This window comes from Antarctobacter jejuensis, assembly GCF_052266595.1.
Lineage (GTDB): Bacteria > Pseudomonadota > Alphaproteobacteria > Rhodobacterales > Rhodobacteraceae > Antarctobacter > Antarctobacter jejuensis.
Genome location: NZ_JBQQXJ010000006.1, coordinates 40,298 through 55,698, shown reverse-complemented (window position 1 = coordinate 55,698; position 15,401 = coordinate 40,298). Strand labels below are relative to the sequence as shown.

The 15,401-nt window shown below is 65.5% G+C and carries 17 protein-coding genes and 1 tRNA gene; 12 read left to right on the top strand and 6 right to left on the bottom strand.

Features of this window, described 5'->3' with window-relative positions:
- Window position 1: 1 nt before the first annotated feature.
- Complete coding sequence (locus ACTXGA_RS10110; RefSeq protein WP_443393244.1) at window positions 2-844, bottom strand: AraC family transcriptional regulator; 843 nt, start codon at window positions 842-844, stop codon at window positions 2-4.
- 139 nt (window positions 845-983) lie between these two features.
- Between ACTXGA_RS10110 and ACTXGA_RS10105 the strand changes: the two genes are divergently transcribed.
- From ACTXGA_RS10105 to ACTXGA_RS10090, 4 genes are all read left to right on the top strand, one after another.
- A complete protein-coding gene (locus ACTXGA_RS10105; protein WP_443393242.1) occupies window positions 984-1,946 on the top strand; it encodes an acetyl-CoA carboxylase carboxyltransferase subunit alpha in 963 nt (320 codons plus the stop codon).
- Between the two features lie 4 nt (window positions 1,947-1,950).
- Entirely contained in the window at window positions 1,951-3,159 is a 1,209-nt protein-coding gene (locus tag ACTXGA_RS10100; RefSeq protein ID WP_443393240.1) for a hypothetical protein, read from the top strand.
- A gap of 84 nt (window positions 3,160-3,243) precedes the next feature.
- Complete coding sequence (locus ACTXGA_RS10095; protein WP_443393238.1) at window positions 3,244-3,957, top strand: cytochrome c biogenesis CcdA family protein; 714 nt, start codon at window positions 3,244-3,246, stop codon at window positions 3,955-3,957.
- A 14-nt stretch (window positions 3,958-3,971) separates the two neighbouring features.
- Window positions 3,972-4,382, top strand: a complete 411-nt coding sequence (locus ACTXGA_RS10090) for a thioredoxin family protein (protein ID WP_443393236.1) — start codon at window positions 3,972-3,974, stop codon at window positions 4,380-4,382.
- Between the two features lie 50 nt (window positions 4,383-4,432).
- Here ACTXGA_RS10090 and ACTXGA_RS10085 read toward each other — a convergent pair whose 3' ends face one another.
- Together ACTXGA_RS10085 and ACTXGA_RS10080 are read right to left on the bottom strand one after the other, a co-directional pair.
- The gene (locus ACTXGA_RS10085) at window positions 4,433-5,611 is read right to left on the bottom strand and encodes a cation:proton antiporter (protein WP_443393234.1); all 1,179 of its coding nucleotides are present in this window, start codon (window positions 5,609-5,611) and stop codon (window positions 4,433-4,435) included.
- Window positions 5,612-5,618: 7 nt separating this feature from the next.
- Complete coding sequence (locus tag ACTXGA_RS10080; RefSeq protein ID WP_443393232.1) at window positions 5,619-6,266, bottom strand: GntR family transcriptional regulator; 648 nt, start codon at window positions 6,264-6,266, stop codon at window positions 5,619-5,621.
- Window positions 6,267-6,466: 200 nt separating this feature from the next.
- Between ACTXGA_RS10080 and ACTXGA_RS10075 the strand changes: the two genes are divergently transcribed.
- Window positions 6,467-7,006, top strand: a complete 540-nt coding sequence (locus ACTXGA_RS10075; RefSeq protein ID WP_443393230.1) for a J domain-containing protein — start codon at window positions 6,467-6,469, stop codon at window positions 7,004-7,006.
- 12 nt (window positions 7,007-7,018) lie between these two features.
- Here ACTXGA_RS10075 and ACTXGA_RS10070 read toward each other — a convergent pair whose 3' ends face one another.
- The gene (locus ACTXGA_RS10070) at window positions 7,019-7,708 is read right to left on the bottom strand and encodes a M48 family metallopeptidase (RefSeq protein WP_443393228.1); all 690 of its coding nucleotides are present in this window, start codon (window positions 7,706-7,708) and stop codon (window positions 7,019-7,021) included.
- Window positions 7,709-7,824: 116 nt separating this feature from the next.
- Here ACTXGA_RS10070 and ACTXGA_RS10065 point away from each other — a divergent pair, with 116 nt between their 5' ends.
- From ACTXGA_RS10065 to ACTXGA_RS10050, 4 genes are all read left to right on the top strand, one after another.
- On the top strand, window positions 7,825-8,145 hold the full coding sequence (locus ACTXGA_RS10065) for a TIGR02300 family protein (protein ID WP_443393226.1): 321 nt from the start codon (window positions 7,825-7,827) through the stop codon (window positions 8,143-8,145).
- Window positions 8,146-8,299: 154 nt separating this feature from the next.
- Window positions 8,300-8,375, top strand: a tRNA-Ala gene (locus tag ACTXGA_RS10060).
- An 87-nt stretch (window positions 8,376-8,462) separates the two neighbouring features.
- Entirely contained in the window at window positions 8,463-10,694 is a 2,232-nt protein-coding gene (locus ACTXGA_RS10055) for a peptidoglycan -binding protein (RefSeq protein ID WP_443393225.1), read from the top strand.
- Window positions 10,695-10,698: 4 nt separating this feature from the next.
- Window positions 10,699-11,178: a DUF6653 family protein gene (locus tag ACTXGA_RS10050; RefSeq protein ID WP_443393223.1), complete on the top strand. Its 480-nt coding sequence runs from the start codon at window positions 10,699-10,701 to the stop codon at window positions 11,176-11,178.
- A gap of 92 nt (window positions 11,179-11,270) precedes the next feature.
- Here the strand turns inward: ACTXGA_RS10050 and ACTXGA_RS10045 are convergent, their stop codons facing one another.
- Window positions 11,271-11,561, bottom strand: a complete 291-nt coding sequence (locus ACTXGA_RS10045; RefSeq protein ID WP_443393221.1) for a hypothetical protein — start codon at window positions 11,559-11,561, stop codon at window positions 11,271-11,273.
- A gap of 32 nt (window positions 11,562-11,593) precedes the next feature.
- Window positions 11,594-12,361 carry a sulfite exporter TauE/SafE family protein gene (locus ACTXGA_RS10040; RefSeq protein ID WP_443393219.1) on the bottom strand — a complete coding sequence of 256 codons (768 nt, stop codon included), beginning with the start codon at window positions 12,359-12,361 and terminating at the stop codon, window positions 11,594-11,596.
- Between the two features lie 224 nt (window positions 12,362-12,585).
- Here ACTXGA_RS10040 and ACTXGA_RS10035 point away from each other — a divergent pair, with 224 nt between their 5' ends.
- From ACTXGA_RS10035 to ACTXGA_RS10025, 3 genes are all read left to right on the top strand, one after another.
- Window positions 12,586-14,271, top strand: coding sequence for an acyl-CoA dehydrogenase family protein (locus ACTXGA_RS10035; RefSeq protein WP_443393218.1), 1,686 nt, complete (start codon window positions 12,586-12,588; stop codon window positions 14,269-14,271).
- A gap of 210 nt (window positions 14,272-14,481) precedes the next feature.
- The gene (locus ACTXGA_RS10030; protein ID WP_443393216.1) at window positions 14,482-14,823 is read left to right on the top strand and encodes a carboxymuconolactone decarboxylase family protein; all 342 of its coding nucleotides are present in this window, start codon (window positions 14,482-14,484) and stop codon (window positions 14,821-14,823) included.
- A gap of 80 nt (window positions 14,824-14,903) precedes the next feature.
- Window positions 14,904-15,389, top strand: coding sequence for an EF-hand domain-containing protein (locus tag ACTXGA_RS10025; RefSeq protein ID WP_443393214.1), 486 nt, complete (start codon window positions 14,904-14,906; stop codon window positions 15,387-15,389).
- Window positions 15,390-15,401 lie beyond the last annotated feature (12 nt).

Genomic DNA, 15,401 nt, shown 5'->3' with positions numbered 1-15,401 from the left:
GTCAGTCTCGCAGCGGCACGTGGATTTCCGTCAACAGATCGGCAGGCGCGCAGTTTGACGGATCATTGAGATAGACCTCGAACGCGGGCCGATCCGCCGGTTCCGCGCCGCTGTGTGGCAGCGCCGTGCAATAGAGGTGATCCCATGCCTTGCGCAGCCCCGAATAGGGTCCGGTCATCGTCAGCACCCCATGCCGCCCGCCCGGCAGCACCACCTCCTGCAGGTCGGACGGCAGGTCGAACGCTGCGTCCACGGCAATGCCCGCGTGGCTGCGCAACTGCTCCTCGGGCACATCCTCGGGACTGTCGTAATAGACGCCGACCATGCCGCGCGCCTGCGGCCACAGGCGCTGCGCGGTGAACACCGCCGCCACCTGACCAAAGGCGCGCCCGATCTCGGGATAGGGCCCGCGATGCGGCAGGGCGGCGATGCGCAGCGGTTGGCTGTCACGGATTTCAAAGGGATACATATCAGGCCCTCCTTGTCTCAGCTCCGGGGATTGTGGATCCGGCGTGCCCGCCGCCCGAAAGGCGGCAGGCGTCATGCGGTACTGGCTGCGAAAGGCGCGGGCAAAGCTCTGCGGATTGTCGTACCCGGCCTTCGCGGCCACCTCGGCCAGCGGCCAGTCCGTCTGCACCAGCCAACAGGCCGCACGATGGGCGCGGATCCGGCGCACCGCCTGCGCGCAGGTTTCCCCGGTCATCGCATGGTGGACACGGTGCCAGTGAAACCGCGACATGGCGGCCACCTCCGCCAGCGCATCCAGCGACAGATCGCCCGCCGGATTGTCAAAGATATACTGGATCACCCGCCGCAGCCGCGCCTCATAGGGATGCCTGCTCATGTCGCCAGCCTCTGTCACTTTGCCCCCTATGCCCGGCCCTATGCCGCACAAAAGGCATAGCGCAAGCGCCACAGACAAATCTTGCTTTATTGCATCCGGCGCGCAGCGAGGTCATATAGCGCTCTGCAAGGAGACGCAGATGACCCATTACCTCGACTTCGAAAAACCGCTGGCCGAAATCGAAGGCAAAGCCGAAGAGCTGCGCGCCATGGCGCGCGAGAATGAGGAAATGGACATCGAGGACGAGGCCAAGGCGCTCGACCGCAAGGCCGACGTGCTGCTGCGCGACCTCTATGGCAAACTGACGCCCTGGCGCAAATGCCAGGTCGCGCGCCATCCCAACCGCCCGCATTGCCGCGATTACATCGACGCGCTGTTCACAGAATTCACCCCGCTGGCCGGGGACCGCAACTTTGCCGATGACCACGCGGTCATGGGCGGGCTGGCGCGGCTGGATGACCGCCCCGTGGTGGTCATCGGCCACGAAAAGGGTCAGGACACCGCCTCGCGGATCAAGCACAACTTCGGCATGGCCCGGCCAGAGGGCTATCGCAAGGCCGTGCGCCTGATGGACATGGCCGACCGCTTTGGCCTGCCGGTGGTCTCGTTGATCGACACCCCCGGCGCCTACCCCGGCAAGGGGGCAGAGGAACGCGGCCAATCAGAGGCCATCGCCCGCTCGACCGAGAAATGCCTGCAGATCGGCGTTCCGCTGGTCTCTGTCGTGATCGGTGAGGGCGGTTCCGGCGGCGCGGTGGCCTTTGCCACGGCAAACCGCGTGGCGATGCTGGAACACTCTGTCTACTCGGTGATCTCACCCGAAGGCTGCGCCTCGATCCTCTGGAAAGACGCGGAAAAGATGCGCGAAGCCGCCGAGGCGCTGCGCCTGACCGCGCAGGATCTCTACAACCTCGGCATCTGCGACCGCGTCATCCCCGAACCGTTGGGCGGCGCACATCGCGACGCCAAGACCACGGTGCACACGGTCAAGGGCGCCATTGCCGGCCTGCTCAAGGACCTCGACGGCCAAAGCCGCGACGACCTGATCCGCGCGCGCCGAAACAAGTACCTCAACATGGGGTCCAAGGGTCTGGCAGCCTGACACTGTGCTGAACGGCCTCGACCAGATCGACTGGGCGGGCCTTCAGCACGCCTCCGGACCCGCGACGGACGTTCCCGCCGCCTTGCGGGCGATCGCCCTTGGCGGATCATCGCAAGCGACCCGCGCTATTGCCGCACTCTCCGATGTGCTGTGCCATCAGGACACGCGCTATACCGGCACCGTTGCAGCAATCCCCTTCCTGGCGGAACTGGCCCTCCGGCCCGGCCCCCATGTTCCCGGCCTGTTGCACCTGCTGCGCGCCATAGCCGCGCCGTCCTGCCAATACATGCTGGAGAACAGGCAGACGACACGCGCCTTTTACGCCGACATGGCAAGGCGAAGGGCCACGCAGGGAAACGCGGAACAAATTTACAGCGACACATATGGCATATCGCCGATGGTGGAGGCCGACTGCCATGCGCGCGTGGCAGAGGCGCTGCCCCACCTCCTGCCGCTGCTGACCAGCGCCTCGCCCGCTCAGGTCGCCGCCATGCTGATGCTGATGGCTGAATTTCCTGGCCAATGGTCCGACAGCGCACCGCTTATCTTTGCCACACTGAAAGGATCGCCCGTACCCGCCGTGCAACGCGCCGCGATGGCCGCCTTGGGGCGTCTCGCACGCTCGGTCGAGGCAGGTCCCGTCGATCCGGTTTTGCGGGATTGGCTGTCTCCCCGGCACGCTCCGCCCCTGCGGGCCGAGGCCGCGCTGGCCATAACCTCCAAAGACCCGGAGCGGCACGATACGCTGCGCGACGCGCTAACCTCGGCGAACCTGCTCTATCGCAACGATGTCGAGGAGCGCCCGATCTACGGCCGCCGGGGCTGGACGGTGACCCGCGTGGCGGACTGCTTCGCCCGCTGGCGCGGCGACTATGCGCAGGACACGCAAACCGTCGCCGCAATCCTTGCCGCCCTGCCACAAGCCGCAGAGGCCGGCGCGGCCCCGGATCCACTGGTGCGCGCCGCCCTGAAGACCCTGGCCCGCAGCGCCCCGATAGAGGGCATGTTCCGTGGGCGCAGGCGCTCGTCCCTGTCCAGCATGGAACGGGCCGTTCTGAACGCCATCGTCACCCATGGCCCATGGCAGATCGGCGACAGCCGCAACGGCAATTTCGCAGGGCTGATGCACCGCTGCGGACTGCCCGACACCCCCGAAGCACTGGCCCGCTTCGCAACTCCGCCTGGTGCTCTGGCCCGCCTGCTGCGCCGCTGAAACGAAACATTTTCCCACGCGCACGTGATGCCCCGTCAGGGGATTGTTGGATGACAGGCCCGCCCCGGCGGGCATTATCATACCATGGACCTTATCTTCGCATATGGTGCGGGCCTCCTGACGCTCATCAATCCCTGCGTGGTGCCAGTGCTGCCCATCGTCATCGCCGGCGCCCTGCAGGCCAACCGCGCCGGGCCCTTGGCCATGGCGGCCGGGCTCAGCCTGTCCTTCGTCCTCCTCGGCGTCGGCGTCACCGCCTTTGGCCACGCCATCGGCCTGACCGTCGACACGATCTCCAAGGTGGGCGCGGTTCTGATGGCGCTCTTCGGCCTTGCCCTGCTGCTGCCGCAGGGTGCAGCCCTGATGCAGACCGCCACCGCCGGTCTCTCCGCCCGAGCAGACGCGCGCATGGACGGGATGGACCGGGGCAACCTTGGGGGGCAATTCGCGGGCGGCCTGCTGCTCGGCGCGGTCTGGAGCCCCTGCATCGGCCCCACCCTCGGCGGCGCCATCTCGCTCGCCAGCCAGGGGCAGAGCCTCGGCTGGGTCACCCTGATCATGCTCTTCTTCGCGCTTGGCGTCTCGACCCTGATCCTTGGCCTTGCCTATGGCACCCGGGGGGCGATCACCCGCCACAATGCCACCCTGCGCGCCCTCGCCATCCGCGCCCGCCCGATCCTCGGCGCCACCTTTGTCGCCGTCGGCCTCGGCCTCTACTTCAACATCCACCACTTGGTCGAAGCCTGGGCGCTGCAGATGATGCCCGCTTGGCTGATCGACCTCTCCGTTTCCCTTTGACCACAGGAGCCCTCATGGACCGCCGCCACTTCCTGACCCTCACCGCCGCCGCTTCGGCCCTGCCCTTCGCCACCTTCGCGGCCCCCCTGGACTACGCCCCCGGCCTCGTCACGAAACACCTGAAAAAGGGCGACACCGTCTTTCTGGATTTCAAGGCCGACTGGTGCTCGACCTGCGCCGCACAGGAACGCGTGATCAAGGCGCTGAAGGCGGAAAACCCCGCCTATGAACAGCACATCACCTTCATCAACGTCGACTGGGACGCGCATTCCAACGCCAAGCTGACCAAATCGCTGCGCATCCCGCGCCGCTCGACGCTTGTGGTGCTGAAGGGCGAGAATGAACTGGGCCGCATCGTCGCCCAGACCTCGCGCGCCTCGATCAAGGGGCTGATGGATGCCGCCCTTGGCGCGGCAATGGCCTGAGCAAGCGCCTTCCCGTTTCTTCTCTTTGAAAATACGCCACGTCGCGGCCGTCAGGCCGCGGCTTCCCCGGCGGCCTGCACGCGCTGCACGGCGATCAGCGTCACCAACGGCCCCACCAGTTCGAACACCACGGTTGTCCCGATGGTCAGCGTCAGCAGCGCCTCGCCCAGGTCCGGGAACTCCGCGGCGGCGACCAGCGCCATGCCCACGGCCACCCCCGCCTGCGGCAACAGCGCCGGGCCGATCCACAACCGCTGCGTCGGCGGCAGACCGGTCAGCCCCCCGCCGGCCCAACCACCGGCCACTCGTCCCAGAACCCGCAGCCCCACATAGGCCAGCCCGATACCGCCCACCGCCATCAGCGCCTTCAGCTCCATCGACGCGCCCGCCAGCAGGAAGAACAGGATCAGAAAGGGCCGCTCCACCAGTTCGATCTCGTGAAAGGCGCGTTCGTGGTGCTTGGCCCGGTTGGCAATGACCGCCCCCGCCATCATGCCCGCCAGCAGGAAAGACACCTCCATCCACAGCGCCAGACCGGCGGTCAGGAACACCAGCCCCAGCGCCTCCAGCCGCGTCGGCTCGCCCGGTCTCAGCCGCCCGGTCAGGATGGCCCCCGGCAGGCCCACCGCCAGCCCCAAAAGCAAGGCGCCGCCCACCTCCCAGCCCGCCAGTTGCAGGTGGTGCAGGTCGAACCCGCCGTTGCCGTTGGCCTGCACCACCACCATCACCAGCGCAAAGACGATCATGCCCCATGCGTCATCAATGGCCACGATCCCGCGCAACGTGTCCGCAAACCCGCCCTTGGCGCCTGCCTGCCGCAATGTCTCGTCCATCGCTGCCGGATCCGTCGCCGTGGCGATGGCCCCAAGGATCAGCGCCACCGCAAGCGATTGACCGATTGCCATCAGACCGGCGGAGACGATCAGCAGCGTCAGCAGGACAATCGCCACCGAAACCCCAAGGATCGCCCGCCCGTGCGCCGCAAGGTTGTCGGCCTTCAACGCCGACCCCAGCAGAAAGGCCACCATCGTCAGGGCCACGATGGACAGCGGTTCGTACCAGTCGATCGCCGCATCCGGCACCACGTCAAAGACCGATGGCCCGATCAGGACGCCCATGATCAGCAACAGCGTCACCCCCGGCACCCGCGTCCGCCGTCCCAGCGCATCCGCCGCCAGCCCGGTCAGGAACAGCGCGCCCAGCGCGATGAAGATCAGCCCGTAGTCCAACCGCCCGTCACCCCGCCAGCATCCGCAAACCCTGCGTCACGTCCGACCGCACCGCCAGCCGCAGGCCCGGCTCGTCCCCGGCTTTCAGCGCGGCGATGATCAGCCGGTGAAATTGCGGCGGATCGGACCGGCGCAGCCGCCCATAGAGCGCCCGCATGGTCGGCCCCAGTTGCAGCCAGACGGTTTCCGCCATGGCCAGCATGGCCGGGGCCTGCGCCCGCAGATACAGGGTGCGGTGGAATTCCAGATTGGTGCGGATATAGCCCACCGCATCGCGGTTCGACACCGCGTCGGCAATTGTGCCGTTGATGGTCTGCAGCCGGTCGATCAGCGCCATATGCGCCCGCGGCAGCGCGCGAGAGGCCAGCTCCACCTCGATCAGCGCGCGCAAGGCGGCCAGCTCCTCGATCCTCTCGTTTGACAGTTCCGGCGTCGACACCCGCCCGGACGACGACATCTGCAGCGCCCCCTCGGCCACCAGCCGGTTCACCGCCTCACGCGCAGGCGTCATGGAGACATCGAATTCCTTGCCAAGCCCGCGCAGGGTCAGCGCCTGACCCGGCGCGATCTGCCCGTGCATGATGCGCGTGCGCATGCCCCGGTAAACGCGGTCATGGGCGGAAGCGGCGATGTCTGTCTTGGGTACGGCCTGCATGGTTCAATTCGTGATCACAACGGGCGCGCCGGTCAATTGCGCGCTTTCGCGCAGCCCCGGTCCCGGCTCGCGGCCATTAACCTTCTCTTTAGAAACAGGTATCGCGGCCTTTGTGCCAAAGTTACATTGAATTTGACCTAAATGCCGCGATCTGCGGGGGCAGGACCACCGCAGGGACCATCCCAATGAGGGAGACCGCCATGACCCGCATCGCCCCGAAAAAGGCCTTTGAAATCCTCGGCGTCACGCCCACGGATGATTTTTCGACCATCCGGCGCGCGTGGATCAAGCTGGTCAAGGAAAACCACCCGGACGTGGTGGGCGGCGACCTGCAGGAACTGACTGCCAAGCTGACGCGCATCAACGAGGCCTATGATTCCCTGCGCTGGCACAGCCCGGAAAAGGTCCGCATCCGCGAAGAGCGCAAGGCCGAGGCCGAGCACCAGGAAGAGACCGCCCAAAAGGACAGCGGCCCTCGCCGCAGCGCGCCCGATCCCCGGGCCGCCCATCACGATCGCCGCTCCGCAGAGCCCCCCCGCCGCGATGAGACCGACCCAAGCCCCGACGCGCATCCCGAAGCGGCCACCCCCCGCCGCCAGATGCCGCTGGGCGCTGCCGCCGACCGCGTCGGTCCCGTCTGGACCAGTCTCAGCGCCGAAGAGCGGTTTCAGGTGGCGCAGGTTCTATGCGCCCCGAAAACCGCCCCCCACGACCTCAAGCGCCCTCTGGCCACGGTCTGACGCCGCGCACCCTCAGTCGAACCTGTACCGATGCAGTTCCGCGCCGTGCTCCTTCAGCCACTTGCGCGGGCTGCGCCAGTCGCCATACAGCGCCTCGACCTGTGTCCAGAACGCCGACGAATGATCCATGTGCCGCAGGTGCGCCACCTCATGCGCGGCCACGTAATCCAGCACCTCCCGGTGCCCCAGGATCAGCCGCCACGAATACATCAACCCGCCGTCATGCGTGCAAGACCCCCAGCGCGAGCGCGTGTCGCGCAGCGTCAGCCGGCTGTATCCCTTGCCCAGCCGCCCGGCATAGAGGTCCGACGCCTCCGCCAGCCGGTCCCGCGCCCGCGCCTTCAGCCAGCCCTTCAGCCGTGCCGCCACGCGCTCCTCGGGGCCCGGCACCCAGAGGATCCCCTCCGCCTGCTGCACGCTGCGCCCGCGCCCCGTGCGCACCTCGTGCAAGACCCCCTCGACCGGCACCCGCGCCCCCGGCCCCACCACAACCGGCCCGCCCTGCGCCGCCAGATGTTTGCGCAGCCAATCCTCCTTGGCGCGCAGAAAGGCCACGCCCTCCGCCTCCGGCACCGCCTGCGGCAGCGTCAGCGTCACCCGCCCGTCCAGCGACGAGATCCGCAACGACAGCCGCCGCGCCCGCGCCGACCGCCGCAACGTGACCGCAATCGGCGGGTTGTCTCCGAAGGTGATCTGCCCCATATGCCCCTTCTCCGCGTCTGATGCCGGATGTTGCCGTCAAACCTTTTGACATCGCACAGGTGATATGGCAGGGGGCACAGATTGTCGACATGACCAAGAGTTGAAGGGGATCACCCATGCCCAAGGAAGAATGGGGCACCAAGCGTGTCTGCCCCACCACCGGCAAACGTTTTTACGACCTGAACCGCGACCCGATCGTCAGCCCGTATACCGGTGAGGTTGTGAACCTCGAAACCGGCAAGCGCAGCATGATCGCCGCGGATTCGGCCGACGCCGCCAATCCCAAGACCAAAAAGGTCGAGGACGAGGCAGATCTGATCGATGATGATGATGTCGATGTGGAACTGGACGACGATGATGTGCTCGAGGACGAAGACGACGACGATAGCGTCTCGCTCGACGACATCACCGACGTGGCCAGCGACGACGACGACTGACGCCACGGCCCGATCCGGGCCGCGAACACCGGCTGCGCCGCCCTCCGAAGTGGCGCAGCAGAAATTCCTCGGGGCGTTGCAATTTTCCGCTTGATCCCATCGGCGGCAAATCGTAATCACCCCCGCACGGTGCCGCTGGCACCACCCGGGAAATGGGGCCTTAGCTCAGCTGGGAGAGCGCTACAATGGCATTGTAGAGGTCAGGGGTTCGATCCCCCTAGGCTCCACCATCCCTCCCCTCACGACAGAAACCACAGCACACCGGCGTTCACAGAACGCCCGTTCGGCGTTAGGCTGTCCGCATCTGCGGAGGTCCCATGCGCCTGTTCCTTACCGCCCTTCTCGCCTGCCTCTCCGCGCCCCTTGCGGCGCAGGATCTGATCGGCTTCGACTCCACCGATTTCGGCAGCGTCGTCCTGACCCGCAAACAGGGTTTCGGCGCCCCGGTCCCCGAGGTCGCGCTGGGGGCCTATAACAACGAACCCATCGTCACCTATTCGCCCAAGTCGGTCTTTGCCCGCATGGGCCGCTCTGTCGGGCGGCTGGACGTGCTGACGGACAAGGGCGTCTTTCCCTGCACTGCCTTCGTGGTGGCGAAATCCACCCTGCTGACCAACCATCACTGCGTGCCCGGCATCCTCGACCATCCCGTCGTCGGCGCCACCCGGATCGAAGCGATCCAATTCGTCGCCGGTTACACCCGCCAAGGCGTCGATGCAGACACCAAACGCTATTTCGTCAGCCCCGAACCCGTCGAAAGCAGCCGCGATCTGGACTATTCCGTCCTGCGCGTGATCGGCGACCCGGCAGAGGACTTCGGCACACTGGCGCTGGCTGCGCATGATCCGGGGGATGGGGATCCGTTCTGGATCATCGGCCATCCGATGGGAGAGGCGCAGCGCATCAGTCGCGAGAAATGCCGCGCCAATGCCCCCGCCCGGAACAAGAATCGCCTGCTGCACACCTGCGACACGCTGCCGGGCAATTCCGGCTCTCCGGTGATCGACGCCTCGTTGCAGGCGGTGGTGGCGCTGCACAACGCCGGGTCCGAACGCGACTCCGTGAATTTCGCCGTCCCGATGAGCCTGATCCTCGAAAACTCGGCGGTGCTGACGGCCTCCCTGCGCGCGCCCGGTCCCATCGCTGCCCCGCAACCCGCCAAACCCGGTCCCGACATCACCTCGCTGCTGGATGAGGTGGCCGCCATGGGCTTCAAACTCGGTAAAGAGCGGGAAGCCCGCGAAGCCGCCCAAGGCGAACTGTCGCGCCTGCAAGAGGCGCTGGACACCGCCCTGAAGGAGGCCGGAACAGGGGATGCTTTCCGCGCCGAAGCGCAGCGCCTGCAGGCCCGACTGGAAGAGGTCATCGCCCGCGAAAAGACCCGTGAGGCAGCCATCGCCGGGCTGCGCGACGCGCTCGTCGCGGCAGAAACCCGCGCCGCCACCGCAGCCCAGCGGTTGCGAGAGGCCGAGGCGGAACTGGCCGCCGCTTTGGCATCTCGTCCGGTCTCACGCGACACGGACAGGGTGGTTGCCGATCTGCGCCGCAGGCTGGCCGAGGCTGAGGCGCGCGCCGCCGAGCAGACCGACGACACGCGTTCGCTGGAAGAAAAGCTTGCCGCCGCATTGGCCGCGCGACTGGCGGCAGAGGTAAGTGTCGAAGACACGCGGGACAAGCTGGCCGCCGCCCTTGCCGCGCAGAAGGCCGCCGAGGCGCAGTTGACCGACCGTCTTGATGAGGTCGAGCAACGCCAGATCCTGCTCAACGAGGCGCGGGACAAACTGGCCCAGACCGAAGAGCGCGCCACCAAGGCCGATCTGCAAGTCGAGGCGCTGAACCAGAACGTCGCCGCTCTGCGCAGCCAGTTGGCGGAATTGCAGGCGCTGCTGGACGACTCGCGGGCCAAGGACAAAGCGTCGGAGGTGCGGTTGCAGAACCTCGGATCCGAGCTGAACGCCGCCATCGCACGTGTCGCACAGGAAGAACGAAAACGCCGACTGGCCGAAGAGGCAAAGCGCAAGGCGGAAGAAGAGAAGCGCAGGCTGGAAGAGGAGCGCGCGGCGCGTCTGGAGGCGGAAAAGCTGGACCTGGAGAAATACCGCTCCGAGTTCTTTGGCCGTTTGCGCGACGTGATCGGCGACCGCGAGGGGATCACCATTTCCGGCGACCGGTTCGTGTTCTCGTCAGAGGTGCTGTTCGAAGTGGGCTCTGCCGATCTGTCGAACGCCGGGCGGCAGGAGATCGAGAAGGTGGCAGAGATCCTGCTGGATATCTCGCGCGACATTCCCGAGGAATTCGACTGGGTCATTCGTGTCGACGGGCATACCGACAACCAGCGGATTCGCCCCGGGGGCGCGTTTGCCGACAACTGGGAACTCAGCCAGGCGCGGGCGCTTTCCGTGGTGCGCGACATGATCGACAATTACGGCATGCCTCCGCAGCGCCTGTCCGCCAACGGTTTTGGTGAATTCCAACCCATCGACCCGCGCAACACCGCGGGCGCCCGCGCCGCCAACCGGCGTATCGAACTCTCCCTTTCAGAACGGTGACAGAATGGACATCGGCCGCCTGACAGAACGCATGATGTCGATGGATGACGCCACATGGGCGCGTCATGCCAACCCGCTCAGCGGCTGGACCCGGGTCAGCATCCTGCCCCTGCTCGCGCTGGTGCTGTGGTATCGCGATGCGCTCGGTCTCTGGACCTATGGCCTGATCGCCGCGCTGGTGTTCTGGACATGGCTGAACCCGCGCGTCTTTCCCGAACCGAAATCGCTCGATAGCTGGATGTCGCGCGGCGTGCTGGGGGAACGCATCTGGCTCGCCCGCCACGCCGCCCCCATCCCGCCGCATCACGCCCGCGCCGCCATTGTGCTGAACACGGTCGCCGCTTCGGGACTGATCCCGCTGGTCTGGGGGCTCTGGGTTTTTGCCCCCGGCCTGACCCTCGCCGGACTGGTCCTGACCATGGGCGGCAAGCTCTGGTTTCTCGACCGGATGGTGTGGCTGCACGCGGACAAAACGGCGCTCTGAGGGGCCCGTTTTCCTAACAAAGGGTAAAACCGTCCCTGTAACTCCTTGATCTGGCATTCCCCCTAAGCTGTCCACGCGTGGACACGCCCGGATCACACCGACCCGAAACAGGCCAGCGCCGGCCCATGCACGCCAATATCCACGGGGCCGAAAATACTGTCCACACAGAGCGAAAACAGCCCCGCCTCGGGCAGGTACAGCACCGAATAGGCCCCATTCGACCGGGTCACGCTATAGCCGGTCCCCGTCTGCCCGCCGCTGAAATTCACCGTGATCGGCCGGGGCCGTTTCACCCGCATCCGGGCGAATTCCTCCAGCAGCATCCGATCCCCCTGATCCCCGACCGCAAAGGCCGTGATCTCTGCCTCGATCAGGCCGGTCACATGAGCAGGAATCTCCGACGGGTCCATGCCGCTCAGGTTAGAGCCCGCCGCACGAGGTTCAAGCCCGCCACCAGCAGCACCACCAGAGTCGCCCGCCGAAAGGCCCTTTGATCGATCCGGTCCTGCACCCGCCCGCCGATCCACATCCCCACCAGCGCCGGCGGCACCAGCCAGGCCGACAGCCAGACGGTCTTCGAATTCAGCACGCCAGAGCCCAGATGCGCCAACGTCAGAGCCACCGCCCCCAGCCCGTAGATCACCCCCTGCACCCGCATCTGCTCACGCTTTTCCGTGCCCAGAGCGGTCAGGTAGGCCACCGTCGGCGGCCCCCAGACGCCGGACAAACCGCCCATGAACCCGGCAAAGGCCCCGATCCCGATCTCCAGCCCGCGGTTCCCCCCATGCGCCAGCCGCGGCGTCCACCCCGCCAGTTGCAGCAGGGCAAAGACCGTGATCGGCGCGCCAATCAGCAGCAACAGGATCTGTGTCGGCAGAACCCGCACCAATTGCGAGGACAAGAGCAGCATGACAAAGGCGATCCCGAGGAACCACTGGAACCGTCGCACCGACTCCGCCGCCGCCGCCACCCCCTGTCCGAGCGCCTGAATCCCGTTCGTCACCAAGGTCGGCAGAATCAACCCGGCCAGCGCCAGTTCGGGCGCGAACAAGCTACCGAGGCCAGAAATCAGCACCATTGGCATGGCGAATCCGACCAGCCCCTTGATTACCCCGGCAAGCAGAGCAATTCCTGTGGCAGTGATCAGAACGAACGGCGGGAGATCAGCAAGAAATTCGGGCATGCTGCCTCATACCACGGCCAGAATGGACTGCACGCGCAAAGAGGCTTGCGCAATAAATGATCAATAGCGCCGCAGCGAATGTATTTTTGTTGCGCTGCATCTGCAAAGTGGGTAGGACCGATGAAACGGCGGAACAAGGCTGACCGAGTCACTGCTATCCGCCACCGGCGACACAGACGCAAGGCGGCCCCGATGGCCCCGCACAGCTAGAGAGGACCTGTTGAATGGCCCATGATGGACAAGATCTGACCCTTGGCAGCGTGATCCTGCCCGACTTGCTGACCCTGACAAAAGCGGCTGTTCCCCCGGTCGAAGGCACCCTCGAGGCCGCCCGCGCCTCGGTGCGCAAGATGGTCATCAAGGACGACCGCGTTTCCGGCGCGCTGGTCGAACAGTACCAATTCGCGGCGCATGGCCTTGCATGGCTGGCAACTTACGTCGAATCCCTGCGCCAGATGCAACATTGGGCCGAAAAGCTTACCGCTGAGGGCACGTTCGGCGAAGTCGAACAACTGATCCACCAGATTGCTTTTGGCGAGTACCTCTCGCAGATCCACGGCGGCATCCAGATGAACCAGGGGGAGGTCGTGCGCCTTGCCGATATGGGTCTGCATCAGGATGAACGCCGCGCCATGCTGACAGAGACCGTCGAGACCCTGATGCAGGAGGCCAACAGTCCCGCCGCCCGCACCCGTCTTGTCGAGCTGATGCAGGAACGGCAGGCCGAGGTCACGGTCGGACGCACCGGCCTCGACGAAGAACTGGAGATGATCCGCAACCAGTTCCGCCGCTATGCCGTGGAACGCGTCCTGCCCGACGCCCACGAATGGCACCTCAAGGACGAACTGATCCCGATGGAAATCATCGAGGAACTGTCGGAAATGGGCGTCTTTGGTCTGACCATCCCGGAAGAATATGGCGGTCTTGGCCTGTCGAAGGCCTCCATGTGCGTCGTCTCCGAAGAACTCTCGCGCGGCTATATCGGCGTCGGCTCCTTGGGCACGCGGTCAGAAATCGCCGCAGAATTGGTGATCGCCGGTGGCACGGATGAGCAAAAGGAAAAATGGCTGCCAAAACTGGCCAGCGGAGAGATCCTGCCCACCGCAGTCTTTACCGAGCCGAACACCGGATCGGACCTTGGCGCGCTGCGCACCCGCGCGGTCAAGGACGAAAACGGCGACTACAAGGTAACGGGCAATAAGACCTGGATCACCCACGCCGCGCGCACACATATCATGACGCTGCTGGCCCGCACCGATCCGTCGACGGACAACTACAAGGGCCTGTCGATGTTCATCGCCGAAAAGACCCCTGGCACCGATGAAAACCCCTTCCCGACCGAGGGCATGACCGGCGGCGAAATCGAGGTGCTGGGCTATCGCGGGATGAAGGAATACGAACTCGGCTTCGACAACTTCCACGTCAAGGGCGAGAACCTGCTGGGTGGCGAAGAGGGCAACGGTTTCAAGCAGTTGATGGAAACCTTCGAATCCGCCCGCATCCAGACCGCCGCCCGGGCCACCGGCGTGGCGCAGTCCGCACTGGACGTCGGGATGCAATACGCCATTGACCGCAAGCAATTCGGCAAGTCGCTGATCGACTTTCCCCGCGTCTCGGGCAAACTGGCCATGATGGCGGTCGAAGTGATGATCGCGCGGCAACTGACCTATTTCTCCGCCCGCGAAAAAGACGAAGGCCGCCGCTGCGATCTGGAGGCCGGCATGGCCAAGCTCCTAGGCGCGCGCGTCGCTTGGGCGGCCGCCGACAACGCGCTGCAGATCCACGGCGGCAACGGCTTTGCGCTGGAATACAGCGTCAGCCGCATCCTCTGCGACGCCCGCATCCTAAATATCTTTGAAGGTGCTGCCGAGATTCAGGCACAGGTCATCGCCCGCCGCCTGCTGGCCTGAACTGCCTGACAGCCTGCCATTGGGCCTCGCCTTTGCGGCGGGGCCCTTTTCCGTTTTTCGGCTTTGTGGTTTTACAAATACCTCGGGGGCGTCACGGCCTGCCGCGACAGGGGCAGCGCCCCTTCTGCAGCGATGACTATTCTGATCAGGATCAAGGACCTGCAGGACGCGACATGCTTTTGAGGCGCAAACGACACCTCAGGAGAAAACATGTCCTTCACCGAAAAATTCAATGAAACCCGCGACAACCTGCGCGGCCTGCGCAAGGCCATCCCCGATACCTTTGCGGGTTTCGTGCTGATGGAAAAAGCCGCCAGCGCAGAGGGTGTCCTGTCCCACAAGCAAAAGGAGTTGATCGCGCTGGGGATCGCAGTGGCCCTGCGTTGCGAGGACTGCATCACCAGCCACGTCGGCGCCTGCCACCGCGCCGGGGTCAGCCGGGACGAACTGGTGGAGGCCCTGGGAACCGCGATCCAGATGTCTGGCGGGCCGGGCCTGATGTATGCCTCCAAGGCATTGGCCGCATTTGACGAAGTGATTGAATACGCCTGATCACCCTGCGGCAGCCTGTCGCGACGGGAATGCATTCAGAAACCGTTATATGAATATCAACGGAAAAACGGATGGACCCAATGACCAAGTATCTCGCCCTCGCACTCGCCCTGACCGCAGCGCCAGCCTTTGCACAGCGGGGCAACCCCGGCGCGCATTTTGTAGAAAACTGGGATCTGGACGGTGACGGGGCAGTCACCGTCGCAGAAGCCACCGAACGCCGGGGCGATGTCTTTTCCTCCTTCGACGCCAACGACGACGGGTTTCTGGATGCACAGGAATACGTCCTGTTCGACGAGGCGCGGGAGGAAGACATGAAAAACAACGCCGTCGGGCACGGCGGCGGTCTGGGGCGCGGTGGCATGATGCGCGCCGCAGACGGGATGCTGCTGGTGCACAATGACGCTGACGGCGACGGCAAGGTCAGCCGTGAGGAATTCACCACCAACGCCGCCGCGTGGATTGCGCAGATGGATCGGACCGGGGATGGCGTGGTGACAACCGACGACTTTGGCCGCGGCAGAGGTCAGGGGATGGGTTTGGGCCAAGCCAAATCCGGAAACTGACCAAGCCAAAGG

What these genes read in the sequence shown, in the direction of transcription:
- ACTXGA_RS10110 (WP_443393244.1), bottom strand. Translation starts at nt 844, where the DNA reads ATGAGCAGGCATCCCTATGAGGCGCGGCTGCGGCGGGTGATCCAGTAT.
- ACTXGA_RS10105 (WP_443393242.1), top strand. Translation starts at nt 984, where the DNA reads ATGACCCATTACCTCGACTTCGAAAAACCGCTGGCCGAAATCGAAGGC.
- ACTXGA_RS10095 (WP_443393238.1), top strand. Translation starts at nt 3,244, where the DNA reads ATGGACCTTATCTTCGCATATGGTGCGGGCCTCCTGACGCTCATCAAT.
- ACTXGA_RS10090 (WP_443393236.1), top strand. Translation starts at nt 3,972, where the DNA reads ATGGACCGCCGCCACTTCCTGACCCTCACCGCCGCCGCTTCGGCCCTG.
- ACTXGA_RS10080 (WP_443393232.1), bottom strand. Translation starts at nt 6,266, where the DNA reads ATGCAGGCCGTACCCAAGACAGACATCGCCGCTTCCGCCCATGACCGC.
- ACTXGA_RS10075 (WP_443393230.1), top strand. Translation starts at nt 6,467, where the DNA reads ATGACCCGCATCGCCCCGAAAAAGGCCTTTGAAATCCTCGGCGTCACG.
- ACTXGA_RS10070 (WP_443393228.1), bottom strand. Translation starts at nt 7,708, where the DNA reads ATGGGGCAGATCACCTTCGGAGACAACCCGCCGATTGCGGTCACGTTG.
- ACTXGA_RS10065 (WP_443393226.1), top strand. Translation starts at nt 7,825, where the DNA reads ATGCCCAAGGAAGAATGGGGCACCAAGCGTGTCTGCCCCACCACCGGC.
- ACTXGA_RS10055 (WP_443393225.1), top strand. Translation starts at nt 8,463, where the DNA reads ATGCGCCTGTTCCTTACCGCCCTTCTCGCCTGCCTCTCCGCGCCCCTT.
- ACTXGA_RS10050 (WP_443393223.1), top strand. Translation starts at nt 10,699, where the DNA reads ATGGACATCGGCCGCCTGACAGAACGCATGATGTCGATGGATGACGCC.
- ACTXGA_RS10040 (WP_443393219.1), bottom strand. Translation starts at nt 12,361, where the DNA reads ATGCCCGAATTTCTTGCTGATCTCCCGCCGTTCGTTCTGATCACTGCC.
- ACTXGA_RS10035 (WP_443393218.1), top strand. Translation starts at nt 12,586, where the DNA reads ATGGCCCATGATGGACAAGATCTGACCCTTGGCAGCGTGATCCTGCCC.
- ACTXGA_RS10030 (WP_443393216.1), top strand. Translation starts at nt 14,482, where the DNA reads ATGTCCTTCACCGAAAAATTCAATGAAACCCGCGACAACCTGCGCGGC.
- ACTXGA_RS10025 (WP_443393214.1), top strand. Translation starts at nt 14,904, where the DNA reads ATGACCAAGTATCTCGCCCTCGCACTCGCCCTGACCGCAGCGCCAGCC.